Source organism: Nonomuraea sp. NPDC050556, from assembly GCF_044457355.1.
GTDB lineage: Bacteria > Actinomycetota > Actinomycetes > Streptosporangiales > Streptosporangiaceae > Nonomuraea.
The window spans coordinates 2828554-2853352 of sequence record NZ_JBITGU010000001.1 but is presented as its reverse complement, the minus strand read 5'-3'; the positions used below and the strand labels follow the sequence as shown (position 1 = coordinate 2853352).

Sequence of the window (24799 nt, the reverse complement as noted above, 5' to 3'; positions counted from 1 at the left end):
AATTCGGTTGAATGAGTGAGTGCTCGCTCATTAGACTGACCGCATGCCAGCCAAACGCCGCCGCGTGCCCGCGATGGCCCCGGAGGAACGGCGCGCCGCCCTCATCGCGGCCACCATCCCCCTGCTCCGCGAGCACGGAATGTCCATCAGTACCCGCCAGATCGCCGAGGCGGCCGGCGTGGCCGAAGGCACGATCTTCGGCGTCTTCCGCGACAAGAACTCGCTGCTGCGCGCCGCGGTGCTCACCGCCTACGACGCCCAGCCGCTGTGCACGGCTCTGGCGTCCATCGACAGTGGGGCCGACCTGCGCACCCGGTTGCGCGAGACGGTCGCGCTGCTGCGCAAGGGGCTCGTCGCCAACGCCAACCTCGTGGCCGCCCCCAGAACCCTGATGGCCGACGACGACGCCGAGTTCGTCGAGCGGATGATGGAAGGCCGCCAGAGGGCCATGGCCGCCGTCGCCGCCGTGATCGAACCCGACGCCGCCCAGCTCCGCCGCGCTCCCGAGGCCGCCGCGCACCTGCTGATGATGCAGATCATGATGAGCGTCCACCGCGGCTTCGCCCCGCTGGTGGAGCCCGAAGACCTCGACGACGACGAGATCGTCTCCATACTCCTGGACGGGCTGCTCGTGCGGACCGCCCCCACTGCAAGAGAAGGCGCCCACTGATGCTGCTACGCCTCCTGCGAGGACAGCTCCGGCCGTACGGGAAGGAGATCACCGTCGTGGTGGTCTTCCAGTTCGTCCAGACGCTCGCCACGCTCTACCTGCCCACACTCAACGCCGACATCATCGACGGCGGCGTGGTCACCGGTGACACCGGATATATCGTCCGCGTCGGGCTCGTCATGCTCGGCGTCACCCTGCTCCAGATCGTCTGCTCCGTCGTGGCCGTCTACTACGGCGCCCGCACCTCGATGGCGCTCGGCCGCGACCTGCGCGCCGCGATCTTCCACCGGGTGCAGGACTACTCGGCTCAGGAGGTGAACAGGTTCGGCGCGCCGTCCCTGATCACCAGGACCACCAACGACGTCCAGCAGATCCAGCTGCTCGTCCTGATGACCTTCACCATGGTCGTGGCCGCGCCGATCATGTGCGTGGGCGGCATCGTGCTGGCGCTCAACCAGGACGTCGCGCTGTCGTCGCTGCTGCTGGTCGCGCTGCCGGTGATGATCGCCGTCGTGGCCGTGGTCGTCACCAGGATGCGCCCGCTGTTCCGCACCATGCAGGAGCGCATCGACCGGGTCAACCAGGTGCTGCGCGAGCAGATCACCGGCATCCGGGTGATCAGGGCGTTCGTCCGCGACAAGCACGAGCGCGAGCGCTTCGGCGACAACAACGACCAGCTGACCGACGTGTCGCTGCGGGTCGGCCGGCTGATGGCGCTGATGTTCCCCACGGTCATGCTCGTGGTGAACGTCTCCAGCGTGGCCGTGGTGTGGTTCGGCGGCCTGCGCATCGCCGACGGCAGCATGCAGGTGGGGGCGCTGACCGCGGTCATCTCCTACCTGATGCAGATCCTCATGTCGGTGATGATGGCGATGTTCATGTTCATGATGATCCCGCGGGCCGAGGTGTGCGCCGAGCGCATCCAGGAGGTGCTCGACAGCGAGCCGACCGTCCTGCCGCCCATCGAGCCCGTCACCCCCGACCGCAGCAACGGCGAGCTGGAGATGAGGTCGGTCGACTTCATCTATCCCGGGGCGGAGGAGCCCGTCCTGTGTGGGGTGAGCCTGACGGCCAGGCCGGGCAGGACCACGGCGATCATCGGCAGCACCGGCAGCGGCAAGACCACGCTGCTCAACCTGATCCCGCGGATGTTCGACGCGAGCGCGGGTGAGGTGCTGGTCGACGGCGTGAACGTGCGCGAGCTCGACCAAGGCGCGCTCTCCAGAGCGGTCGGCCTGGTCCCGCAGGCGCCCTACCTGTTCTCCGGCACCGTCGCCTCCAACCTGCGGTACGGCAGGCCGGACGCGACCGACGAGGAGCTGTGGCGGGCCCTGGAAGTGGCGCAGGCCCGCGACTTCGTCCAGGAGATGCCCGGCGGCCTGGACGAGCCCATCTCCCAGGGCGGCACCAACGTGTCAGGAGGCCAGCGCCAGCGTCTGGCCATCGCCAGGGCGCTGGTGCACCGGCCCGAGATCTACCTGTTCGACGACTCCTTCTCCGCCCTCGACTACGCCACCGACGCCCGGCTGCGCGAGGCGCTGGCCGAGGAGATCGCCGACGCCACCCTCGTCATCGTGGCCCAGCGGGTCAACACGATCCGCGACGCCGACCGCATCCTCGTCCTCGACGACGGGCGCGTGGTCGGCACCGGCACCCACGCCGAGCTCATGACCGGCTGCCCGACGTACAGGGAGATCGTGCTCTCCCAGCTCACAGAACAGGAGGCGGCCGCGTGAGCACCCCGACCACCGCTACACCCGCCCGCCGGCCCCAGCCCGGCTTCGGGCCCGCCCGGATGATGTCAGGCCCGGCGGAGAAGGCGCTCAACTTCGGCAGTTCCTTCCGCCGCCTGCTCCACCTGCTGCGGCCCGAGCGCCCGCTGCTGGCTGTCATCCTGGCCCTCGGCGTGGTGAGCGTCGCGCTCACCGTGACCGGTCCCAAGATCCTCGGCCACGCCACCGACATCATCTTCGCCGGCGTCATCGGCTCCCAGCTGCCCGAGGGGCTCACCAAGGCGCAGGCCGTGGCCGGGCTGCGGGCCAAGGGGCAGGACACCTTCGCCGACATGGTCGCCGCCATGAACGTGGTGCCCGGCCAGCAGATCGACTTCACCGCCCTGGCGCAGGTGCTGGCCTGGGTGCTGGCGATCTACCTGCTGGCCGCCGCGCTCGGCATCCTGCAGTTCAGGCTCACCACGACCGTGGTGCAGCGTTCGGCCTACCGGCTGCGCGAGCAGATCGAGGCCAAGCTGGGACGGCTGCCGCTGAGCTACTTCGACGGCCAGCCGCGCGGCGAGATCCTCAGCCGCGCCACCAACGACACCGACAACATCGCCCAGACGCTCCAGCAGACGATGAGCCAGCTCATCACCTCGGCGCTGACGGTCGTGGGCGTGCTGGCGATGATGTTCTGGATCTCGCCGGTGCTGGCGCTCATCGCGCTGGTCACCATCCCGCTGTCGGTCTACATCACCGCGATCATCGGCAAGAGGTCGCAGCCGCAGTTCATCAAGCAGTGGTCCTCCACCGGCAAGCTCAACGGCCACATCGAGGAGATGTACGGCGGGCACACCCTGGTCAAGGTCTTCGGCAGGCAGAAGGAGGCGGCGGAGACCTTCGCCGAGCACAACGAGGCGCTGTTCACCTCCAGCTTCCGCGCCCAGTTCATCTCCGGGATGATCCAGCCCGCGATGATGTTCATCGGCAACCTCAACTACGTGCTGGTGGCCGTGGTGGGCGGGCTGAAGGTGGCCTCCGGCTCCATCTCGCTGGGCGACGTGCAGGCCTTCATCCAGTACTCGCGCCAGTTCAGCCAGCCGCTGAGCCAGGTGGCCGGCATGGCCAACCTCGTGCAGTCCGGCGTGGCCTCGGCCGAGCGGGTCTTCGAGCTGCTGGACGCGCCCGAGCAGAGCGCGGAGCCAGGCACGCCCGCGCGGCCCGACCAGGTGCGCGGGCGGGTGGCCTTCGAGCACGTGTCGTTCCGCTACGTCGAGGACCGGCCGCTGATCGAGGACCTGTCGCTGACTGTGGAGCCGGGGCAGACCGTGGCCATCGTCGGCCCGACGGGCGCGGGCAAGACGACGCTGGTCAACCTGCTCATGCGCTTCTACGACGTGAGCGGCGGCCGGATCACCCTCGACGGCGTCGACGTGGCCGAGATGTCCAGGGAGGAGCTGCGCTCCCACATGGGCATGGTGCTGCAGGACACCTGGCTGTTCGGCGGCACGATCGCGGAGAACATCGCCTACGGCGCCGAGGGCGCGACCCGCGAGCAGGTCGAGGCGGCGGCGGAGGCGGCGCACGTGGACCGCATCGCGCACACCCTGCCCCAGGGGTACGACACGGTCCTGGACGAGGAGGGGGCGACGGTCAGCGCGGGGGAGAAGCAGCTCATCACCATCGCCCGCGCGTTCCTGTCCGAGCCGGCGATCCTCATCCTGGACGAGGCCACCAGCTCGGTCGACACCAGGACCGAGGTGCTCATCCAGCGCGCCATGAACTCGCTGCGCGAGGGCAGGACCAGCTTCGTCATCGCGCACCGCCTGTCCACGATCCGCGACGCGAACCTGATCCTCGTCATGGAGTCGGGCCGGATCGTCGAGCAGGGCACGCACGACTCGCTGCTGGAGGCGGGCGGCGCGTACGCCAGGCTGTACTCCGCCCAGTTCGCGCAGGCCGTGGCCGAAGTGGACTGACCTGCACGCCTCCCGCCCCTCCCGGGGCGGGAGGCTACGGGTTGATAACGCTGCTTGTCAGTACTATTTCACATTACTATGTTACGTATCACCAAGGCCCCCCAATGGTGTGGAGTGACATATGTCGCGAAGGATTGGTCTGCTCAGCGTCGCCGTACTTTTATCCGTCAGCGCCTGTGGCGGAGGCGGCGGCACCGGCTCGGGAACCGCCAAGAAGGCCGACTCGGGCCCCGTCAAGGGTGGGACACTGACGATCCTGTCCAACCAGGACTTCTCCCATCTGGACCCGACGCGCAACTGGACGATGCCGCACATGGACTTCGGCATCCGCCTGCTGTACCGCACCCTGACGACGTTCAAGGCCGAGCCGGGCGCCAAGGGCTCGGAGATCGTCCCCGACATGGCCACCGACCTCGGCAAGTCCGCCGAAGGCGGCAAGGTGTGGACGTTCACCCTCAAGGACGGCCTGAAGTACGAGGACGGCACGCCCGTCAAGGCGCAGGACATCAAGTACAACGTCGAGCGCTCCTTCGCCCCCGAGCTGCCCGGCGGCCCCAACTACGCGCAGCTCTACCTGGCCGGCGGCGAGGACTACAAGGGCCCGCTCAAGGGCAAGCACCTCGACTCCATCGCCACCCCCGACGACAAGACGATCGTCTTCACCCTCAAGCGCCCGGTCGCCGACTTCTCCTACACGGTGACCCTGCCGACCTTCGCCCCCGTGCCCGAGAGCAAGGAGGCCGGGGCGCAGTACGACAACCGCGTCTTCTCCTCCGGCCCCTACAAGATCGAGAAGTACGACCGGGGCAAGGAGCTCGTCCTGGTGCGCAACGAGAACTGGGACCCGGCCACCGACACCGTACGCAAGGCCTACCCGGACAAGATCATCGTCAAGCAGGGCCTGCGCCAGACCGTCATCGACGACCGCCTCATCGAGAGCCGCGGCGAGGACTCCACCTCCGTCGCCTACGTCGACGCCACCACCGCCAGCCTCGCCAAGGTCCTGCCCAAGCCGGACGTGAAGTCCAGGCTCGTCAGCGAGATCTCCGGCTGCACCGACATGATCGGCATGAACACCAGCAAGCCGCCGTTCAACGACCCCAAGATGCGCCAGGCCGTGCACTTCGCCCTGGACAAGCAGGCCACCCAGACCGCCATCGGCGGCCCGGCCATGGCCGAGATCGCCACCTCCTACCTGCCGCCCGCGATGTCCGGCGGCCAGAAGCAGGACACCTACGCCCTGCCCGCCACCGGCGACGTGGAGAAGGCCAAGGCGCTGCTCGGCGGCAAGACCCTGGACGTCGGCATGACGGTCTCCACCGGCGAGAAGAACCTCGGCGAGGCCGTGCAGTCCTCGCTCAAGCGGGCCGGGATCAACGTCACCCTCAGCCCGGTCGACCCGTCGGTCTACTACGACACCGTGGGCGACATCGCCAAGACGCCCGACCTGTTCACCTACGGCTGGTGCCCCGACTACCCGTCCGGCGCCACCTTCCTGCCGCTGCTGTTCGACGGGCGCACGATCGTGCCCAAGGGCAACTCGGGCAACGTCTGGCAGTACAAGGACGAGGCCGTCCAGAAGCGCATCGACGAGATCCAGGCCATGACCGACCCGGCCGCGGCGCAGACCGCCTGGGTCGAGCTGGACAAGCAGGTCATGCAGGCCTCCCCGGCCGTGCCGTTCGCCTGGAAGCGCAAGCCGCTGCTCGTGGGCAAGGACGTGACCGGCGCGTTCGGCCACCCGGTGTGGGCGGGGCAGCTCGACTTCGCCGTCCTCGGCGTCAAGCAGCAGTGACCGTCCTGACCCCGGCGGTGGCGGTCGAGGCCGCCGCCGGGCGCTCGCCGTCCCGGCTGGTCTGGGAGCGCGTGCGGCGGGACAGGACCGCGGTCTTCGGCATGGCGATCGTGGTCCTGTTCGTCCTCATCGCGCTGGCGGCCCCGCTGCTGACCTGGCTGAACGGCTGGGCGCCCGAGGAGTTCGACCCGTCGGCGATCGACCAGAACCTGGCCGGCGTGCCCAAGGGCACGCTGGGCGGGATCAGCGCGCAGCACTGGCTCGGCGTGGAGCCGGTCAGCGGGCGCGACATCTTCTCCAGGATCGTGTACGGCGCGCGGATCTCCCTGCTGATCTCTGCACTCGCCACGGTCGTGTCCGTGCTCCTCGGGACCGTCTTCGGCCTGGCCGCCGGCTACTTCGGCGGCTGGGTGGACGCGGCCGTCAGTCGGATCATGGACCTGCTGATGTCGTTCCCCAGCCTGATCTTCATGATCGCGCTGATCTCGGTCATGCCGGAGGGCAACAGGATCCTGCTGCTCGTGGCCATCATGGGCGGGTTCGGCTGGCCGTACATCGGCAGGATCGTGCGCGGCCAGGCGATCACCGTCAAGCACCGGGAGTACGTGGACGCGGCCCGCGTCGGCGGGGCCATGGGCGGGACGATCCTGTTCAGGGAGATCCTGCCGAACATCACCGCGCCCATCCTCGTCTACGCCACCCTGTCCATCCCGACCAACATCGGCACCGAGGCGGCGCTGTCGTTCCTCGGCGTCGGGGTCCGCCCGCCGACCGCGTCGTGGGGGCAGATGATCCAGGAGTCGATGCTCTGGTACGAGGTCGACCCGATGTACTTCCTCGTGCCCGGCCTGTGCCTGTTCCTCACCGTGCTCGCCTTCACCCTGTTCGGTGACGCGCTGCGCGACGCGATCGACCCCAAGGGGGTGCGCCGATGATCGTCTATATCGGCCGGCGGCTGCTCGCCGTGGTGGGCATCCTGCTGGTGATCTGCGCGGTGACGTTCGTGATCTTCTACGTCGTCCCGACCGACCCGGCCGTCCAGGCGTGCGGCAAGACGTGCACGCCCGAGCGGGTCGCCGAGGTGCGCGCGCAGATGGGGCTCGACCGGCCGCTCTGGGAGCAGTTCGGCGCCTACGTGGTCGGCATCGTCGCCGGGCGCGGCGAGTGCGGCGTGCCCTGCCTGGGCTACTCCTACCAGAACGCCCTGCCCGTCTGGGACCTGCTCGTCGACCGCCTCGGCACCAGCGTGTCGCTGGCCATCGGCGCGGCGATCCTGTGGCTGGCCATCGGGACGAGCGTCGGGGTGGTGTCGGCGCTGCGCCAGGGCACCAGGCTCGACCGCGCGCTGATGATCGCCACGCTGACCAGCGCGTCGCTGCCCGTCTACTTCGTGGCGATGCTCCTGCTGCTGTTCGTGGTGCGGATCACCGGGCTGCTGCCGTACCCGGCGTACGTGGAGCTGACCGACGACCCGGTCGAGTGGGCGAGCAACCTGCTGCTGCCGTGGCTCACGCTGGCCGCTCTCTACGCGGCCATGTACGCGCGGCTGAGCCGGGCGCAGATGATCGAGACGATGGCCGAGCCGTACATCAGGACGGCCCGCGCCAAGGGCCTGCACGAGCGGACGGTCGTCACCAAGCACGGCATGCGCGCGGCGATGACGCCGATCGTCACCATCTTCGGCATGGACCTCGGCGGGCTGCTGGCCGGAGCCATGATCACCGAGACGGTGTTCGGGCTGCCCGGCATCGGGCGGCTGGCCTACGACGGCATCGTGAAGGCCGACCAGCCGGTCATCCTCGGCACGACGCTGCTGGCCGCGTTCTTCATCGTGCTGGCCAACCTCGTCGTCGACCTCGTCTACGCGGTCATCGATCCCAGGGTGAGGTACTCATGATCCTCCAGGTGTCCGACCTGTCGGTGTCGTTCGGCGGCACCCAGGTCGTCGACCGGATCTCGTTCGGCGTGGACCGGGGGCGCACGCTGGGCATCGTCGGCGAGTCCGGTTCTGGCAAGTCGGTGTCGTCGCTGGCCGTCATGGGCCTGCACAGGACCGCGTCCGTCGAAGGCTCGATCGTCTTCGACGGCGAGGAGCTCGTCGGCGCACCCGCCGAGCGGCTCAGATCGCTGCGCGGCAGCAGGATGGCGATGATCTTCCAGGATCCGCTGTCGTCGCTGCACCCCTTCTACACCGTGGGCGACCAGATCGCCGAGGCCTACCGGCTGCACCGCCGTACCTCGCGCAAGGTCGCCCGCGAGCGGGCCGTCGAGATGCTGGCCGAGGTCGGCATCCCGGCGCCGCGCCAGCGGGCGCGCGAGCACCCGCACCGCTTCTCCGGCGGCATGCGGCAGCGCGTGATGATCGCCATGGCGCTGTCGTGCGAGCCCGACCTGCTCATCGCCGACGAGCCCACGACCGCGCTCGACGTGACCGTGCAGGCGCAGATCCTGGAGCTCATCGCGCGCATCCAGGCCGACCGCGGGCTCGCGGTCATCATGATCACCCATGACCTGGGTGTGGTGGCGCGGGTGGCCGACGAGGTCCTGGTGATGTACGGCGGGCGGACCGCGGAGCACGCCGACGCCAGGACCGTCTTCAAGTCGGCCGCCCACCCCTATACCCAGGGTCTGCTGGCCTCGGTGCCGGGCGTCGCGCAGGAACGGCTGGTCGCCATCCCCGGCAGCCCGCCGTCCCCCCTCGCGCCGCCGCCCGGCTGCCGTTTCCACCCCCGCTGCGCGCACGCCCTCGAGGTCTGTACGGCGGAGCAGCCCGCACTGCTCGGCGGCGGCCACAAGGTCGCCTGCCACCTGGAAGGAGCCGCGCCATGAAGGTCGAGCCGCGTGACGCGCAGCCCGCCGCACCCGACCAGGCGGCCCTGCTGTCCGTGCGGGACCTCACGATGACCTTCCGCGGGCTCGTGAAGGCCGTCGACGGCATCGGCTTCGACGTGCGGCCAGGCGAGACGCTCGGGCTGGTCGGCGAGTCCGGCTGCGGCAAGTCCACGACCGGGCGCATGATCGTCCGGCTGCTGGAACCCACGGCGGGCACCGTCACCTTCGACGGCACCGACATCACCCATCTCGACGCCCGCGCGATGCTGCCGTTCCGCCGCGACCTGCAGATGATCTTCCAGGATCCGTTCGCGTCGCTGAACCCGCGCCAGACCGTGCAGCAGATCGTCGCGGGCCCGCGCCGCCTGCTCGACCGGTCCCAGGCGGCCGACCTGCTCCGCCAGGTGGGCCTCGACCCGCAGCACCTGGACCGCTACCCGCACGAGTTCTCCGGCGGCCAGGCGCAGCGCATCGGCATCGCCCGCGCGCTGGCCTCCAAGCCCCGCCTGATCGTGTGCGACGAGCCGGTCTCGGCGCTGGACGTCTCCATCCAGGCGCAGATCGTCAACCTCCTGGGCGATCTGCAGGAGACGATGGGGCTGGCGTACCTGTTCATCGCGCACGACCTGTCGGTGGTGCGGCACATGTGCGAGCGGATCGCGGTCATGTACCTGGGCAGGATCGTGGAGGTCGGACCCGGGTCCGCCCTCTACACCGACCCGGCCCACCCGTACACCAAGGCGCTGCTGTCCGCCATCCCGGTGCCCGACCCGGACGTGGAGGCCCACCGCGAGCGCATCGTGCTGCGCGGCGACCCGCCCTCACCGGCTGCGCCGCCCCCCGGCTGCTCGTTCAACCCCCGCTGCCACAAGGCGCAGGACGTCTGCCGGGTGGAGGCGCCCGTGCTGACCGTGGTCCGGGGCAGGGAGGTGGCCTGTCACTTCCCCGAGAGCTGACGGTCGGGGGCGAGGACGTTCGTGGTGATGGTGAAGAAGGTGATCAGCGCGGAGACGCCCATCATGACCGCGCTGATCAGCATCGCCGCCTTGAACCCCGCGTCGAACACCGCGGGGTTCTCGAACGCGTTGCCCGTCAGGCCCACCAGGGGCGGCACGGCCGCCACGGCGAAGAGGCTGCCGGTCCTGGCGACGGCGTTGTTGACGCCGCTGGCCGTACCCGCGTAACGCTCGTCGGCCGTGGCCAGGACGGTCGCGGTCAGCGGGGCGACCGCAGCCGACAGGCCCAGGCCGAACACGGTCACCGCAGGGAGCACGTAGAGCCAGTAGTTGGTGCCCTCGCCGATGTTGTACATCATCAGGAAGCCGACCCCGGCCACCAGGATGCCCACCGTCATCGGGATCCGGGGGCCGTAGCGCTTGGCGACCTCGCCCGCCTTCGCCGACAGCAGCAGCATGAGGATGGTCGTGGGCAGCATCGCCGACCCGGCCATCGTGGGGGAGAAGCCGGACACCTGGATGAGCTGCAACACCAGCAGGAAGAAGACGATGCCCATCGCCGCGTACATGATGAAGGTGACCGCGTTCACCGCGGTGAACACCCGGTTCTTGAAGATCGCCACCGGCACCAGCGCGTCGGGCGAGCGCCGGATCTCCAGCCACACGAACGCGGCGCCCAGCACCACACCGGCGAGGATGGGGATCGGCGCGCCCTTCTCGATCAGCCCGTAGGTGATCCCGGCCAGCGCCAGCGCCGCCAGCGCGGAACCCGCCACGTCGAACTTGCCGTGGACCTGCTCGTCCTTCGTCTCCGGCACGTGCTTCAGCGTCACCAGCACCACGATCGCCGCGAAGGGCAGGTTGACCAGGAACGCCCACCGCCAGCCCGGGTGCTCCACCAGCCACCCGCCCAGCAGCGGCCCGATCGCCGCGGCCACGCCGCCCAGCCCCGACCAGGCGCCCACCGCGCGCGGCCGGTCCTCCTTGCAGAACGACGCCTGGATGATCGCCAGCGACCCCGGCGTCAGCAGCGCACCGCCGACGCCCTGCAACGCCCTGGCCAGGATGAGGACCTCGATGTTCGGCGCGAGGCCGCACAGCGCGGACGCCAGGGCGAACCAGACCGTGCCGATCAGGAAGATCTTCCGCCTGCCGTACTTGTCGCCCAGCGAGCCGCCGAGCAGGATCAGCCCGGCCAGGGTGAGGGTGTAGGCGTTGATCGTCCACTGCAGGCCGGCCATGCCGGCGTTGAGCTCCTTGCCCAGTGCGGGCATCGCCACGTTGACGATCGTGCTGTCGAGCATGGCGAGCCCGGACCCGAGCACCGTGGCTGCCAGGATCCAGCGTCCTTGTGCGGTTTTCAGGCGGACCTGGGCAAATGTCATGCAGTCAATCTTGCCTGAAGCGGTTCAGGACTGGGCCAGCGCCCGCCGTACGAACCCGAACACCAGCTCCTCGGCGGCCTCCACCGTCACCGCGCCGCTGATCAGCGGCACGCGCTCGGCCCCGATGACCGCCATGATCATGCGCGCCGTCGCCGCCGTCTCCAGGGCGCGGAAGTCGCCCGACGCCACCCCGCTCTCCAGGATGTCGACCAGGATGCGCTGCATCGGCGCCACGTGGTCGGCGAGCTGCTGGTAGGCGTCAGGCCCCAGCGTCGCGCTCAGGTCGGCGGCGCCGGGGTGCGGGTGGGCGAGCAGCCCGGCCAGCTGCAGCCGGACGAAGGCGCGCAGCCGGTCGCCTGGGGAGGCGTCGGCGGGCAGCTCGCGCTCGTAGGACTCGATGAAGTAGTGGGTGACCCGCTCGGTGAACCCCAGCAGCAGCGCGGCCTTGTCGGGGAAGTAGTTGTACAGCACCGTGCGGGTGATGCCCGCCTCGCCGGCGACGTCGGTCATGGAGATGGCGTCGATGCCGTGCACGCGCGCCAGCCGCGACACCGCCTGCAGAATGCGGTCGACCGTCTGCGCGCGGTGCTCGCCGATCGTGGCTGCGGAGATGCGGGGCATGCCCCTATGTTAGGCGGCGGCCTTGACGACGTGCATCAGCTCCGCGAGTACCTCGGTGTTGAGCTGGTAGGCGAGCTTCACCTCGCGCACCATCCGCTGCTGCTCGGCCTCGTCGAGGTCGAGGGCGTCGATGCGGGCTCGGTACTCGTTCTTGAACTGCGGCAGGCTTCCCACCTCGGGGAACAGGTAGAAGTCGACGCCGCCGTCGCGGTCGTAGCCGTAGATCTTCTGCAGCTCCATGCGGATGAACTGCCCGCCGGACAGGTCGCCCATGTACCGCGTGTAGTGGTGCGCGATGTAGCCGGCCGGCCAGTCGGTCATCTGGTTGATCCTGGCCACCAGCGTCGTGGTCGCCTTCGACGGCACGATCCTGGAGCGCCAGTCGTCGCCGAACACCGTCTGCAGGTCGCGCTCCAGCGCGGCCTCGCGGTAGAGCGCGGGGAAGACGAAGCGCCCGGCCACCGGGTGGTCGGCCAGCGCCCTGGAGACGCCGTCGAGGGCGACGTAGCAGAAGTAGTGCTGCGCGACCATCTCGCCGTAACCCTCGGCGCTCAGCCGCCCGGACATGAGCTCCTTGAGATAGCTCTCGCCCTCGGCCGACTCGTGGTCGCTCCAGGTGGCGTTGCGGAGAGTCTCGGAGAACGCGGTCACGGCTCACTCCAGGGTGCGCGGAAGTTTCATGACACAGTGTCACAAACGCGCGGGGCGTCCGTCAAGTTGATGACGACACCATGTCATAAAAACGAGGATCGCGGCTATGAGCGTGAGGCGTTGCGCGATCCAGGCGGGGGAGTCGGGCCTGCCGTACAGGCTGAAAACGGTCACCGCGGTGGCGAGGACGGTCTGGTGCCAGAGGAAGATCGGCATCGCGTGCTTGTTGACGGTGGTCACGATGCTGGACGTGACGCGGGAGAGGGGGCGGTGGAGGAGGAGCGCGAGGCCGGTCTGGGCGAGGCCGAAGGTGAGGGCGGCGAGGGTGGGCGGGTTGAGGTTCGACACCTTCACGCCGGTGACGCCGACCATGGCGGCGGGGTAGCCGAACCAGGTGACCAGCACGATCGTGGCGGCGGCGCCTCCGGTCAGGAGCCAGATTCCGTGGCGTCTGGTGAGGCCGTTTCTGGCCCAGAGCATGCCGAGGAGGTACGGCACGGCCCAGGCGGACAGGTTGAGCGAGCCGATCCAGGCGGGGGCGCCCAGGGCGAACCTGGCTGTGTCGACCACGGCCACGAGGAGGATCAGGGAGATGATCGTCAGTCGGAGGGGGAGCCTTTTGAGCACGGGAGTGAGGGCGGCGAGGGCGCCGAAGACGGCCAGGAACCACAGGGGGCCGAGGGCGGGGAGGGCGAGGGCGCGGATCTCGCGGTACGGCACGCCGTTGAGGGCCAGCACCCCGGCCACGAGCGCCCAGACAGCCAGCAGGGGCGCGGTGGGGCGGACGAGGTGGACCAGCCGGTTTCCTGTCCGGGTGCTTGCCGTCGTTCGGGGGCGGGCGGCGACGTAGCCGCCCACCAGGAAGAACACCGAGAGCGTCTGCAGCACCCAGGACGCGGCGACCAGGTGCGGCTGGTAGGCCAGCGGGCTGGAGATCACCAGCCTCGGCACCCGCTCCCACGCGGTGACCAGCCAGTGCCCCAGCACCACCCCACCGATCGCCAGCGCCCTGAGCGCATCGATCCCCCGATCCCGCCCACCCCTCCCGTCTCCCCCGGGGTCCCCTGATCTCGCGGGGTGCATCAGGTCTGTGGGGTTTGTGGGGTCAGCCGGGTCCGTCAGGAGTGGTGAGGTCTGGAGGCGGTCAGGCATGGGTGACCTCGGCCGTCCTGCCGAGGGCGATCAGGGCGAGGTTGCGGAGCGAAGCCGTACCCGGTCGGAAATAGTCGCTGTGCCCCCCGGGCCCCGCGTCGAAGGTCCTGGTCGCGTACGTCATCGGGTCGGCGCCGAACCCCAGCGGCCCCAGCCGCACGTGCGGCACCTTGGCGATCCAGTCGCTCGCCCCCCGCCCCGCCCAGAACCCCGGCCGCCGCACCGACCCCAGCCCCGGGCTGCCGAACACCGCCACGTCCGCGACACGCGGAGAAGGGGCGGCGTGCGCGCACACCACCGACCCGTAGCTGTGGCACAACAACGTCACCGGCACCCCGGGCCGCAGCCCGGCGACCGTACGGCCCAGCGAGCGGGCCCCGGCGACCGCCGCCGACTCGGTGATCGCCGACATGCTGACCGTGGGCGGGCTGTCGTACCCGAGCCACGCGATCACCGCCAGCCGCGCCCCCGGGTCCAGCGCCCGAGCCTGCGCCAGCAACGACCGCGCCGCACCCCCGGGACGGAACGTGGCGCTCTCGAACGTCCGGATCGTCGTGTCGGCCCCGGGCACGATGATCGCCACCCGGTCGGCCGTCGCGAGGTCGCCGTAGACCTTGACGAGCCGTTCTGAGGGAGGAGCCGAGGGCGTCGGGAGGGCTAGGAGGAATGCGCTCGCCAGGAGCATGTGCCGGACCATGGCTAGAACGTAGAAAAACGCCCTGGTCAACGGCGTCGCCGTACGGTGTGGTCTTCCCGCGTAGTCCTCAGGAGTGACGGCGGTGATCGCCCCGTGCGGCGATGTGCCCCGGCGGCCCTGCGCGAAGGATCTGTCCCATGAGAATCGTCGTCGCCACCCTCCTCTCCGCCGCCCTCCTGGCCGCCGGGACGGGCCTGCACCCGGTGCCCTGGCTGACCTGGCTGGCCCCGCTACCGGTCCTGTTCGCCGCCGCCCGCTCCGGATCCCGTACGGCTTTCGCCGCGGGCGCGCTCGCCTGGCTCGGCGGCCAGACGCTGATGTGGCACTACTTCGCCGGCGTGCTGGAGATGCCCCTCCCGGTCGCCGCGAGCATCATCCTCGGCACCTCCGCCCTGTTCGGCCTGGTGGTGCTGCTCTTCAGGGCGCTCAGGGCCCGGCCGCTGCTGGCCGCACCCGCGTTCGCCGCCGGATGGGTGGCGGTCGAGTACGGGGTGTCGCTGGCGCTGCCGCACGGCGCCTGGTGGAGCCTGGCCTACACGCAGTCCGACGTGCTGCCCGTCCTCCAGACGCTCTCGGTGACCGGCGTGTGGGGCGTGACGTTCCTGCTGCTCCTGGTGCCCGCCGCGGTCGCCACCCTCGACCTGCGGACGGCTATGGCAACCGCGCTGGTCGGCGCGCTGGCGCTGGGCTACGGTTTCGCCAGGCTCGCCGTACCGCAGGATGCTCCGGGGGAGCGGGTGGCGCTGCTGGCCACCGACCGGCAGGACGGCAGCCTCGACGTGACCGGCGCCAAGGGCAGGGCCATCCTCGCCGGGTACGTCGAGCGGGTGCGTGACCTGGCCGCGGGCGGGGCGCGGCTGATCGTGCTGCCCGAGAAGACCTTCTCCGTCGACGACACCACCCTGCCCCTGGTGGCCGGGCCGATGACGAAGATCGCCGCAGAGCACGGCGCCGACGTCGTCGTCGGGCTCACCCTGGCCAGGAACGGCGCCCGTTACAACGCCGCCCTCGACTTCCCGCCCTCGGGCAGGCCGGTCGAGTACTTCAAGCAGCACCTCATCCCCGGTGGCGAGGGCGAGCTGCGGCCCGGGCCCGCGGGCAACACCGCCTACGTGCCGGGACGCCCCTGGGCGATCGCCGTCTGCAAGGACCTCGACTTCCCCGGCCTCGTGCGCTCCTACCGGGACGGCGGCGCGACCGCCCTGTTCGCCCCCGCCTGGGACTTCCCCGGCGACGAGTGGATCCACAGCCGCATCGCCCTGGCCCGAGGCGTTGAGAGCGGCATGACCATTGCCCGCGTGCCGCGCGACGGGCTCCTCCTGCTCAGCGACCCCACCGGCCGCGTCGTCGCGGAGCGGGCCAGCAGGGGCGCGCCGTTCGTCTCCATCGTGGCCACCCTGCCCGCCGCCGCGTCACCGACCCTCTACTCCCGGTTCGGCGACTGGTTCGCCTGGGCCTGCCTGGCGCTCACGCTGTGTAGCGGTGCTTCACTCCTGGCGGGAAGTACTCAGGGTCGCCGCACTCACGCAGCCGCACGAACGGCGACTGCCTGACCTGCGGCACGTAGGCGGCGAACTCGCTGTTGAGGCGGAGCAGCTGGGTCAGGATCGACTGGCCCACGGCCTGCGCCGTCCCCTCGGAGGGGCGCAGCCCGGCGCGCAGCTCGACGGTCACGGTGAGGTTCCTGTCGCGGCCCTCGTCCTCGACCGCCTGCAACACGAACTTGCCCGTCACCAGGTCCCTGACCTCGGGCTGCTCCAGGCCGACGGCGATGTTCTCGGGGAAGACGTTGGCGCCGTAGAAGGAGACCGTGTGATGGCTGCGGCCGAAGACGTAGACGAACGGGCGCTCAGGACCCTCCGCCCGCGGCGTGAAGCCCAGGAAGTCGATCATGCGGTCGTAGGGGATGATCCCGCCCTCGTCGGCGATGTGGTAGCGGACCAGCGGGATGCCGTTGTCGCCCGAGAACAGCAGGGTGCCCTGGTGCTCCTCGAAGAAGCGCACCTCGGGGTCGTATTGAACGAGCGTCGGCAGCCGCGACTCGCCGAACAGCGTCCTGGCCCGGTCGGGGTGGGCGGACAGGTGGCGGCGGATCTCGATGGAGAGCGGGGTCTCGTTGCCGAGCACGCCCGCGTCGGCCGTGCCGTACAGGCTGGCTGTGGCGTGCACGGGGTCGGCGATTCCCGCGCGGTCGGCGACCAGGGCGCGCCACTCCTCGCTGAAGACCTCGCCCGCCGTGACGAGCTTGAGGTCGATGCCCGCCCACGAACCGTTGTCGATCACGTCCTTGACGAACGGCGGGTAGCCGAACAGGACCACCTGGTCGAAGTGCGGCGCCAGCTCGGGGATGACGCGCAGGATCTCGCGGCGGTCGCTGCCCGGGGCCACGCAGGTGATCGGGAAGCCGCGCTCGGCCAGGTGGCGCAGGCAGTTGAGGGTGAACAGGCCGCCGACCCAGGTGCCCAGGGCGAAGCAGATGACCGCGAGGGTGGTCCTGTCGCGGGCGCCGAAGGTGGTCATCACCTCCTCGAAGCGGGCGGCGATCACCCGCTCGTCGGCCGCCGACCTGGGCCAGAAGGAGGGTTCGCCGGTCGAGCCCGAGGAGACGGCGACCATGTCGCCGATCCTGCCGTCGCGGCAGAGCCGGGGGAGGGGGTGGCGGCGGAGGTAGGTGTCCTTGGTCGTGAACGGCAGGTCCTGAAATTTCTCGACCTGTGCGGGATCGATGCCGTGCTCGGCCAGGAACGCGCGGTAGGCGGGCACCGTGTCGGCGACCCGGCGGAAGTGCTCCATCACGTCCATGACGCCTATTCTCCAGGTCGCACGAGCCCTGTCTCGTAGGCGTAGACGATGGCCTGGGCGCGGTCGCGCAGGTCGAGCTTGGCCAGCATGCGGCCCACGTGCGTCTTGACCGTCTGCTCCGAGACGAACAGCCGCGCGGCGACCTCCTGGTTCGACAGGCCCTGGGCGACGAGCGCGAGCACCTCGGTCTCGCGCTCGGTCAGCTCGCTGAGCCGCTTGCGCGTCGGCGCGCGGGGGCCGCCGAGCCTGGCGAACTCGTGGATCAGCCGCTTGGTCACCGCGGGCGCGATCAGCGCGTCGCCCGCGGCCACGATGCGCACCGCCTCGGCGAGCTGGACGGCCGAGGCGTCCTTGAGCAGGAAGCCGCTGGCTCCGGCGCGGAGCGCCTCGTAGACGTAGTCGTCCAGGTCGAAGGTCGTCAGGACCAAGATCTTCACCGAAATTTCGGGATTTTTCATGATGCGCCGGGTTGCTTCGAGGCCGTCCATCTCGGGCATCCGGACGTCCATGAGGATCACGTCGGGCCTCAGCTTCTCCGCCTGGGCGATGGCCTCCAGGCCGTTGGCGGCCTCGCCGACCACCTCCATGTCGCCCTGGGCGTCCAGGAACGTGGTGAAACCCGTGCGGACCATGCCCTGGTCGTCCGCGATGAGCACGCGGATCATGCGCCGTCCTCCCCGACCGGCAACCTCGCCGTCACCTCGAATCCTCCGCTTCTGACGGGTACGGCCTGCAGCGTGCCGCCCAGCAGCGCCGCGCGCTCCCGCATGCCGATCAGCCCCTGGCCCGCGCCCTGGGAGGCCTGCGCCGCCTTCGTCCCCGGGCCGTTGGCGACCCGCACCTGGACGATATCGCCCTGCCTGGCGATCTCGATCGCGACCGTGGCGCCCGGCGCGTGCCGCATGGCGTTGCTCAGCGACTCCTGGACGATCCGGTACATCGACAGCCCCACCGCGGCGGGCAGGTCCTCGACCGAGCCCGACCTCTCGACCTGTACGGCGAGCCCGGCGCTGCGCGCGTGGGCGACCAGCTCGTCGAGGCGTTCCAGGCCGGGCATCGGGGTGGTCTCCTTGCGCCCCTCCTCGTCGCGCAGCACGCCGAGCACCTGGCGCAGCTCGGCGATCGCCTCCAGGGACAGCCCCCTGATCTCGGCCAGCCCGGCCTCCAGCTGCGCCACGTCGCCCTTGGCCTTGAGGGGTACGGCTTCCGCCTGGATGGCGATGACCGACATGTGGTGGGCGACCACGTCGTGCAGCTCGCGGGCGATGCGGGCCCTTTCCTCCAGTACGGCGTGCGCGGCCTTGGCGACCTGGCTGCGCTTCTCCTCCTCGAACAGCTGGGCCGTGGCGCTCCGCCGTACCCGCACGTTGTAACCGAACAGGATGGCCACCGCCATGACGACGGCCACGACGGGCATCGAGTCCGAATGGAACATCGAGGCGATCAGCACCGAGATGATCCAGACGGCCAGCGAGATCTCGCGACGGCACCGTACGGCGACGGAGTAGAGAACGAGCAGGTACATCACCGTCAGCGGCGAGGTATACGGCAGGACGTCGGTGTTCTCGGCCAGCTGGGTGATGGCGAGCGGAACGGCCAGCACGGCCACCCGCCAGGCGGCCAGGGGGTAGCGGTCGCGCAGGAGGAGGGGCAGCGCCAGGCTCATCGCGGTCAGCTGCTTGAGCAGCTCGTTGTCCTGGTGCGGCATCGCGCTCAACGCGTTGATCGTGAAGGCGTAGACCAGCACGCCCAGGACGACGTCGGCGATTAGCGGCAGGTCGACCGTCCTGAACGGCAGCACGCCGATCGCGCGGGGCATGGGGAAGCGCAGGCGGCGCGACCGGGGCGTCGGCGGATCTGCCTCGCCCCGGAACAACGCCAGCCAGAACGGCTGAATAAGGGCGTGGATCACCAGGTCAGCCTAGGTGGTCGGCCTCGTGCACCGCGTCACTCTCAAGTAGCGCTTACATGATTACGATCGCTGTGAGCGAACATTGGCAACTTCGGGAACATTCGGAGGCTCTCGTTACTTGAGTCGGTATAGCTCAAGTCTGCTGAAGGAGTTCGTATGAGTGAGAGCCTGATCCTCCCGGTCCTGCCGCTCGACGACGAGGTCGTCCTGCCGGGAATGGTGGTTCCGCTGGACCTGTCCGACTCCGAGGTGCGTGCCGCCATCGACGCTGCACAGGCATCCGGTAGCAACAAGCCACAGGTGCTTCTCGTTCCCAGGATCGACGGCAAATACGGCGCCGTCGGCGTGCAGGCGATCGTGGAACAGGTCGGCAGGCTGCCGGGCGGCGAGCCCGCCGCGGTGGTGCGCGGCGTGGTCCGCGTGCGGGTCGGCGCCGGGACGACCGGTCCTGGTGCGGCGCTGTGGGTGCAGGCCATCACCGTCGACCGGGTCGAGTCCGGCGAGCGCGCCCACGAGCTGGCCCGCGAGTACAAGGCGCTGGCCACCACGATCCTGCAGAAGCGCGGCGCGTGGCAGGTCGTCGACCAGGTGAACCAGATCGACGACCCGGCCGTCCTGGCCGACAGCTCCGGCTACACCCCGTGGCTGTCCACGGCGCAGAAGGTCGAGCTGCTGGAGTCGCCCGACCCGGCCGACCGGCTGGAGAAGCTGGTCGAGTGGTCCCGCGAGCACCTGGCCGAGCTCGACGTCGCCGAGACGATCCGCAAGGACGTCCAGGAGGGCATGGAGAAGCAGCAGCGCGAGTTCCTGCTGCGCCAGCAGCTGGCCGCCGTGCGCAAGGAGCTCTCCGAGCTGAACGGCGACGCCTCCTCGGAAGAGGAGGACTACCGGGTCCGCGTCGAGAACGCCGACCTGCCTTCCGCGGTCCGTGAGGCCGCGCTGAAGGAGGTCGACAAGCTGGAGCGCACCTCCGACCAGTCGCCCGAGACCGGCTGGATCCGGACGTGGCTGGACACCGTCCTCGACATCCCCTGGAACGAGCGGACCGCCGACAACTACGACATCACGGGTGCGCGGGCCGTCCTCGACGCCGACCACACGGGGCTGGACGATGTGAAGGACCGCATCATCGAACACCTGGCCGTGCGCAAGCGACGAGTCGACAAGGGGCTCGGCGTGGTGGGCGGACGGCGCAGCGGCGCCGTACTCGCCCTCGCCGGACCTCCCGGAGTCGGCAAGACCTCGCTCGGCGAGTCCGTCGCGCGGGCCATGGGACGCAAGTTCGTCCGCGTCGCCCTCGGCGGCGTGCGGGACGAGGCGGAGATCCGCGGCCACCGGCGCACCTACGTCGGCGCGCTGCCCGGCCGCATCGTCCGCGCCATCCGCGAGTCCGGCTCGATGAACCCCGTCGTGCTGCTGGACGAGATCGACAAGGTCGGCGCCGACTACCGGGGCGACCCGACGGCCGCCCTGCTCGAAGTGCTCGACCCGGCGCAGAACCACACGTTCCGCGACCACTACCTGGAGGTCGAGCTCGACCTGTCCGACGTGCTGTTCCTGGCGACGGCGAACGTCCTGGAGTCGATTCCCGGGCCGCTGCTGGACCGCATGGAGATCGTCACGCTCGACGGGTACACCGAGGACGAGAAGCTCGCCATCGCCCGCGACCACCTGCTGCCCAAGCAGCTGTCGCAGGCCGGGTTCTCCACCGAGGAGATCACCTTCGAGGACGCCGCGCTGCGGCGGCTGGCGGCCGAGTACACCCGCGAGGCGGGGGTCCGCTCCCTGGAGCGGGCGGTGGGCCGGGTGATCCGCAAGATCGCGGCTGCCTCGGATGCTGGTCCCGTGGTCGTGACGTCGGACGCTTTGGTGGAGTATCTCGGTCGGCCGCGGTTCGTGCCCGAGTCGTCGCTGCCGGAGTCGAAGCAGCGCACCTCGGTGCCCGGCGTGGCCACCGGCCTGGCGGTCACCGGGGCGGGGGGAGACGTGCTCTACGTCGAGGCTTCGCTGGCCGACCCGGAGACCGGCGACACCGGCCTGACCCTGACGGGGCAGCTCGGTGACGTCATGAAGGAGTCTGCCAAGATCGCGCTGTCGTATCTGCGGTCGCACGGGGCGGAGCTGGAGCTTCCTGTGACGGCGCTGAAGGACCGGTCGGTGCACGTGCACTTCCCGGCGGGCGCGGTGCCGAAGGACGGCCCTTCGGCTGGGGTCACGCTGACCACAGCGCTCGCTTCGCTGCTGTCGGGGCGGCAGGTGCGGGCGGACGTGGCGATGACCGGGGAGATCTCGCTCACGGGGCGGGTGTTGCCGATCGGTGGGGCCAAGCAGAAGATCCTGGCTGCGCATCGGGCCGGGATCACTACGGTGCTGATTCCTGCTCGTAATGAGCCGGATCTGGATGATGTGCCGGCTGAGGTGCTGGCGGAGCTGACCGTGCATGCGGTCAGTGACGTGCGTGAGGTGCTGGAGATCGCCCTGACACCGGCGACGGTGGCGACTTCCGCGGTCGCGTAACGTCGCCCTTCGGACCGGCCCTGCCGTACTTACCTTCAGTGGAGGTACGGCGGGGCCTCGCGCGTAAAGGGCACACAAAGGGCTTCCTGATGGCGCTTCGCGCATAGTGGTGGCAGACGTTCTTCCAGTCGGGCCGGGGCCCCGACTCCTGGAGGGCCTCGCTTCGCTCGGGCTGTTTTGTTGGGGCGGGCGTTGCCCGCGAAAAGGGCTTCCAGTTGGCGCTTCGCGCAAGTTGGGTCAGGCGTATTTCCAGTCGGGCCGTGGCCCCGACCCCTGGAGGGCCTCGCTTCGCTCGGGCTGTCTTCCTTGGGGCGTGGCCTGGCGGCCACGCAAGACCCTTCGTGATGCCGCGACTCTGAGCCGAAGTCGAGAACGAGGAGCGTCGCGTGGCAGCCACAGGACGAGATGGGCTGACGGATATCTTCTTCAGCGAGCAGTGAGTGCTCGGCGCGCCGCGGAAATCAGGTTCTGAGCCTCGCTCCCGTACACGGCGGATTCCCGGAGTGCGTTCCAGACCCGCAGGTACGTTTCGACGCTGGCCGCGTCGTCGAGCCACAGCTCGGCGTGCCACGTCTCCGTGACGACCGTGCTGTCGTCGTAGATCCAGAAGCCAACCCCAGGAGGCTGCTTGATCGGGGCGTCGAGGGGCACGATTCCCAACTCCACCGTATCCATCCCGATAACCCCCATGAGGCGGTCAAGCTGGGCGAGGAGCACCGAAGGCGGGCAGACCAAGGCTCGTAACACCGGCTCCCACAGAAGTACGTGATAGCGCCTGTTCCCGGCATAGAGCAGCTCCTGCCGTTTCATGCGCGCCCGTACAGCCTCCTCGACATCCTGCGGGGACCGGTGCCGTTCGACGGATCGAGCGAGCCCCGCACGCGCATAGTCAGGTGTCTGGAGCACACCGACGACCCACGAGGACTCCCACGCGCGCAGGACCGTGGAGTTGGCCTGCGCCGCGTTGTGCGCGTCCTGGACGTGCCGGTGCCCGGCCGCAAGCTGGCGGCGCCAGGACCTGATGTGCGACTCGAACCCCTGGAGCTTGGCGAGCAGCTCGGCGTACGTGTCCGGCTGCCCGCACGCGTCGGCCCACAGCCGCAGATCCTCGGGAGTGGGAGTCTGCCGGCCGTTCTCCAGCCGACTGATCTTGGACTTGTGCCAGCCGTACCGCTCGGCAAGCTGTGTGCCGGTGAGCCGACCGCCAGGAGCGGAGAACCTGATCTCCCGTAGCCGAGCGCCCAAGGCTTCGCGGGCAGCCTGATAATCAGTGGTCACCGGCACCCCCTCGCTTCTGTCACATTCGCGCCGCGAAATCTTTGTACGGCACCGCGTAGTGCTGTGCCACGTCACGCAGCCGGTTGTACTGGTTCACCCGCGCCGGCTCGGATATCAGCTCGGCGCCCGTGAGGTTGTCGTCATCGTCGAACAGGCACAGGGCGACGAGGTGAGAGTCGAAGATCCAGAAGTCCTCGTCCGGCAGGTTCACGCGTTCGGCGTCCGCTCGCCACATGGTGCGAACATCCTCGCCGAGGGCCGCGTTCTTGTCGGCGTGCGCGAGCAGGTAGAGCTGCCCCGTGGTGGGTGGGTCGTCGACGATGCGGACGCGTCCCACGGCCACGCCATCGTGGGTCTTCGCCCGGATGGTCTTGCTCCACGGCGTGGACAGGTCCCAGTCTGGGGTCTCGCCTTGGACGAACTGAGCGTAGATGCCGGTCTCCTCGTCCGAGGCGTAGCGGCTGCGCGTCTCGAGCCGCCAGGCGCTGTGCTGGAAGTTCTCGAAGAGCTGGGCGAACTGCTCCGGGTCGATCTTGCGCGGTACGGTGTCCCGGTCGTGCGGCCCGAAGTCGATCAGGACGTTGCGCGGCACCACGATGGGGATCTCGTCGTCGTTGAGGTGCTGAAGCCGGGCGATGGTCTCGGGGTCGGTGAGCCGAGGCCCGTGGACGATGATGTCGCCGCTGTCGAGATCCTCGTGGATCGCGGGACAGCCGCCCTCGCCGGAGTTCGTGCCGTTGAAGCGCAGTCGACGTGCCATTGACCCGATCCTTTCGCCGGACACCGATGTCTCCAGCGTCCCCGAGATCCGTAGGCGGTTGGAGACCTCTCGACGGCCCGTGCGAACAACATCGCTCAACCTTGCAGAGGGGTCAAGCAACTTCGCGCAACCCCCATAGCGCCCTCCTGGTCACCCTCCTTACCGTCCGGGATATGGCCCTCCCCAACGCCCCTCACCAAACTCTCGGCTCCCGGGTACAGACCCGCGAAGTCACCGTTCGCGCCGATGAGGACGGCCTGTTTCACCTGCAGAAAGACGGCCGTATGTCCCCACGTGGCTGGGCACCCTCGGGCGCCTACGAGCGGCGACTGCTGGACATGGTCGTCGCCCTCGTGAACGGGCGCGACGACAGCTTCGCCTTCACCTCCGAAGAGCTCGGCCTAGCGCGAACTGCCGGGATGGATGTGGAGACGTTGCGCCGTGAGCTGCGGCGGGAGGCCTTCTCCGTCTACGTGAAGTTCCTGCTCTAGCCCTGGGCGTCCTCCGGGGGAAGGCGGGGGATGTCGGCTCGGAAGAGGCTCAGGAGCAGGCCGTACGCCTCGGTCCCTGGCTCCGGGGTCAGCTGGTGTCCGTGGTCGAAGGATTCGAGCCGTTCCGACAACGTGCGGGCCTCCTCGGCGGTGAGCCAGACGTGGTGCAACACCGTGTGGCCGGGGTCGCCGGGGCTGGTGGGGAGCATCTCGGCCAAGGCCGCGTCGTGGAGGAACATCGCACCCGTTTCCTCGTCCAGCTGGAACCCCCTGTTGACGAGCTCGAAGCGCTGCTCCGTCCCCCCGCGCACCCGCCGGGTGCTCGCGAGCCGGACCAGCCCCGCGTCGCGCAGGATGCGCACGTGGTACCCGACCGTCCCCTTGGTGGAGCCGAGCGCCGTGGTCAGCTCGCCCAGGGTGGCGGGGCGCTGGCGCAGCAGGTTCACCATGCGGTGGCGCATCGGGTGCCCGAGCGCCTTGTACTGCGCGGATGAGCGCAGTGCGAGGAGCTGCTCATCTGTCATGACGTAAGTGTCTAGGATCTTCGACGCTTTTGACAAATCGCCCAGGCCGTTGGCAGACTGCC

At 69.7% G+C, this 24799-nt stretch carries 22 protein-coding genes; 11 read left to right on the top strand and 11 right to left on the bottom strand.

Annotated features, from left to right (window positions below; genetic code table 11):
- Nucleotides 1-43 precede the first annotated feature (43 nt).
- The 8 genes from ACIBG8_RS13675 (at nucleotide 44) to ACIBG8_RS13640 (ending at nucleotide 9947) form a co-directional block, all read left to right on the top strand.
- Nucleotides 44-670: a TetR/AcrR family transcriptional regulator gene (locus tag ACIBG8_RS13675; protein ID WP_397343019.1), complete on the top strand. Its 627-nt coding sequence runs from the start codon at nucleotides 44-46 to the stop codon at nucleotides 668-670.
- On the top strand, nucleotides 670-2406 hold the full coding sequence (locus tag ACIBG8_RS13670; protein ID WP_397343018.1) for an ABC transporter ATP-binding protein: 1737 nt from the start codon (nucleotides 670-672) through the stop codon (nucleotides 2404-2406). The genes ACIBG8_RS13675 and ACIBG8_RS13670 overlap by 1 nt, the downstream gene beginning before the upstream one ends.
- Complete coding sequence (locus ACIBG8_RS13665) at nucleotides 2403-4364, top strand: ABC transporter ATP-binding protein (protein WP_397343017.1); 1962 nt, start codon at nucleotides 2403-2405, stop codon at nucleotides 4362-4364. Before ACIBG8_RS13670 ends, ACIBG8_RS13665 begins: the two co-directional genes overlap by 4 nt.
- Nucleotides 4365-4485: 121 nt before the next feature.
- Complete coding sequence (locus ACIBG8_RS13660; protein WP_397343016.1) at nucleotides 4486-6159, top strand: ABC transporter substrate-binding protein; 1674 nt, start codon at nucleotides 4486-4488, stop codon at nucleotides 6157-6159.
- Nucleotides 6156-7094, top strand: coding sequence for an ABC transporter permease (locus tag ACIBG8_RS13655; RefSeq protein WP_397343015.1), 939 nt, complete (start codon nucleotides 6156-6158; stop codon nucleotides 7092-7094). Before ACIBG8_RS13660 ends, ACIBG8_RS13655 begins: the two co-directional genes overlap by 4 nt.
- Complete coding sequence (locus ACIBG8_RS13650) at nucleotides 7091-8056, top strand: ABC transporter permease (protein WP_397343014.1); 966 nt, start codon at nucleotides 7091-7093, stop codon at nucleotides 8054-8056. The genes ACIBG8_RS13655 and ACIBG8_RS13650 overlap by 4 nt, the downstream gene beginning before the upstream one ends.
- Nucleotides 8053-8988, top strand: coding sequence for an ABC transporter ATP-binding protein (locus tag ACIBG8_RS13645; RefSeq protein ID WP_397343013.1), 936 nt, complete (start codon nucleotides 8053-8055; stop codon nucleotides 8986-8988). The genes ACIBG8_RS13650 and ACIBG8_RS13645 overlap by 4 nt, the downstream gene beginning before the upstream one ends.
- Nucleotides 8985-9947: an ABC transporter ATP-binding protein gene (locus ACIBG8_RS13640; protein ID WP_397343012.1), complete on the top strand. Its 963-nt coding sequence runs from the start codon at nucleotides 8985-8987 to the stop codon at nucleotides 9945-9947. Before ACIBG8_RS13645 ends, ACIBG8_RS13640 begins: the two co-directional genes overlap by 4 nt.
- On the opposite strand, the gene ACIBG8_RS13635 is transcribed toward ACIBG8_RS13640, so the two are convergent.
- The 5 genes from ACIBG8_RS13635 to ACIBG8_RS13615 form a co-directional block, all read right to left on the bottom strand.
- Entirely contained in the window at nucleotides 9929-11332 is a 1404-nt protein-coding gene (locus ACIBG8_RS13635) for an MFS transporter (RefSeq protein WP_397343011.1), read from the bottom strand. The genes ACIBG8_RS13640 and ACIBG8_RS13635 overlap by 19 nt on opposite strands.
- Nucleotides 11333-11356: 24 nt before the next feature.
- Nucleotides 11357-11953, bottom strand: a complete 597-nt coding sequence (locus tag ACIBG8_RS13630) for a TetR/AcrR family transcriptional regulator (protein ID WP_397343010.1) — start codon at nucleotides 11951-11953, stop codon at nucleotides 11357-11359.
- Nucleotides 11954-11962: 9 nt separating this feature from the next.
- Nucleotides 11963-12604, bottom strand: coding sequence for a heme oxygenase (biliverdin-producing) (locus tag ACIBG8_RS13625; RefSeq protein WP_397343009.1), 642 nt, complete (start codon nucleotides 12602-12604; stop codon nucleotides 11963-11965).
- Nucleotides 12605-12643: 39 nt separating this feature from the next.
- Nucleotides 12644-13687 (bottom strand): acyltransferase, encoded by a 1044-nt coding sequence (locus tag ACIBG8_RS13620; RefSeq protein ID WP_397343008.1) that lies wholly within the window; start codon nucleotides 13685-13687, stop codon nucleotides 12644-12646.
- 61 nt (nucleotides 13688-13748) lie between these two features.
- Complete coding sequence (locus tag ACIBG8_RS13615; protein ID WP_397343007.1) at nucleotides 13749-14453, bottom strand: alpha/beta hydrolase; 705 nt, start codon at nucleotides 14451-14453, stop codon at nucleotides 13749-13751.
- A 137-nt stretch (nucleotides 14454-14590) separates the two neighbouring features.
- On the opposite strand from ACIBG8_RS13615, the gene ACIBG8_RS13610 reads away from it, so the two are divergent.
- Nucleotides 14591-16006, top strand: coding sequence for a nitrilase-related carbon-nitrogen hydrolase (locus ACIBG8_RS13610; RefSeq protein WP_397343006.1), 1416 nt, complete (start codon nucleotides 14591-14593; stop codon nucleotides 16004-16006).
- Here ACIBG8_RS13610 and ACIBG8_RS13605 read toward each other — a convergent pair.
- The 3 genes from ACIBG8_RS13605 to ACIBG8_RS13595 are packed head-to-tail and all read right to left on the bottom strand — an operon-like array spanning nucleotide 15921 to nucleotide 19167.
- Complete coding sequence (locus ACIBG8_RS13605) at nucleotides 15921-17255, bottom strand: phenylacetate--CoA ligase family protein (protein WP_397343005.1); 1335 nt, start codon at nucleotides 17253-17255, stop codon at nucleotides 15921-15923. The two genes, ACIBG8_RS13610 and ACIBG8_RS13605, sit on opposite strands and share 86 nt — an antisense overlap.
- Before the next feature lie 5 nt (nucleotides 17256-17260).
- Entirely contained in the window at nucleotides 17261-17920 is a 660-nt protein-coding gene (locus ACIBG8_RS13600) for a response regulator (RefSeq protein ID WP_397343004.1), read from the bottom strand.
- Nucleotides 17917-19167 carry a sensor histidine kinase gene (locus ACIBG8_RS13595; RefSeq protein ID WP_397343003.1) on the bottom strand — a complete coding sequence of 417 codons (1251 nt, stop codon included), beginning with the start codon at nucleotides 19165-19167 and terminating at the stop codon, nucleotides 17917-17919. Before ACIBG8_RS13595 ends, ACIBG8_RS13600 begins: the two co-directional genes overlap by 4 nt.
- A gap of 156 nt (nucleotides 19168-19323) precedes the next feature.
- Between ACIBG8_RS13595 and lon the strand changes: the two genes are divergently transcribed.
- Nucleotides 19324-21684, top strand: coding sequence for an endopeptidase La (gene lon, locus ACIBG8_RS13590; protein WP_397343002.1), 2361 nt, complete (start codon nucleotides 19324-19326; stop codon nucleotides 21682-21684).
- A 426-nt stretch (nucleotides 21685-22110) separates the two neighbouring features.
- On the opposite strand, the gene ACIBG8_RS13585 is transcribed toward lon, so the two are convergent.
- Both ACIBG8_RS13585 and ACIBG8_RS13580 read right to left on the bottom strand, forming a co-directional pair.
- Nucleotides 22111-22962, bottom strand: a complete 852-nt coding sequence (locus tag ACIBG8_RS13585; protein WP_397343001.1) for a helix-turn-helix domain-containing protein — start codon at nucleotides 22960-22962, stop codon at nucleotides 22111-22113.
- A gap of 19 nt (nucleotides 22963-22981) precedes the next feature.
- A complete protein-coding gene (locus ACIBG8_RS13580) occupies nucleotides 22982-23722 on the bottom strand; it encodes a DUF6879 family protein (protein WP_397343000.1) in 741 nt (246 codons plus the stop codon).
- A 284-nt stretch (nucleotides 23723-24006) separates the two neighbouring features.
- Between ACIBG8_RS13580 and ACIBG8_RS13575 the strand changes: the two genes are divergently transcribed.
- Complete coding sequence (locus ACIBG8_RS13575; protein WP_397342999.1) at nucleotides 24007-24213, top strand: hypothetical protein; 207 nt, start codon at nucleotides 24007-24009, stop codon at nucleotides 24211-24213.
- Here ACIBG8_RS13575 and ACIBG8_RS13570 read toward each other — a convergent pair.
- On the bottom strand, nucleotides 24210-24737 hold the full coding sequence (locus ACIBG8_RS13570) for an ArsR/SmtB family transcription factor (RefSeq protein WP_397342998.1): 528 nt from the start codon (nucleotides 24735-24737) through the stop codon (nucleotides 24210-24212). The two genes, ACIBG8_RS13575 and ACIBG8_RS13570, sit on opposite strands and share 4 nt — an antisense overlap.
- Between the last annotated feature and the right edge of the window lie 62 nt (nucleotides 24738-24799).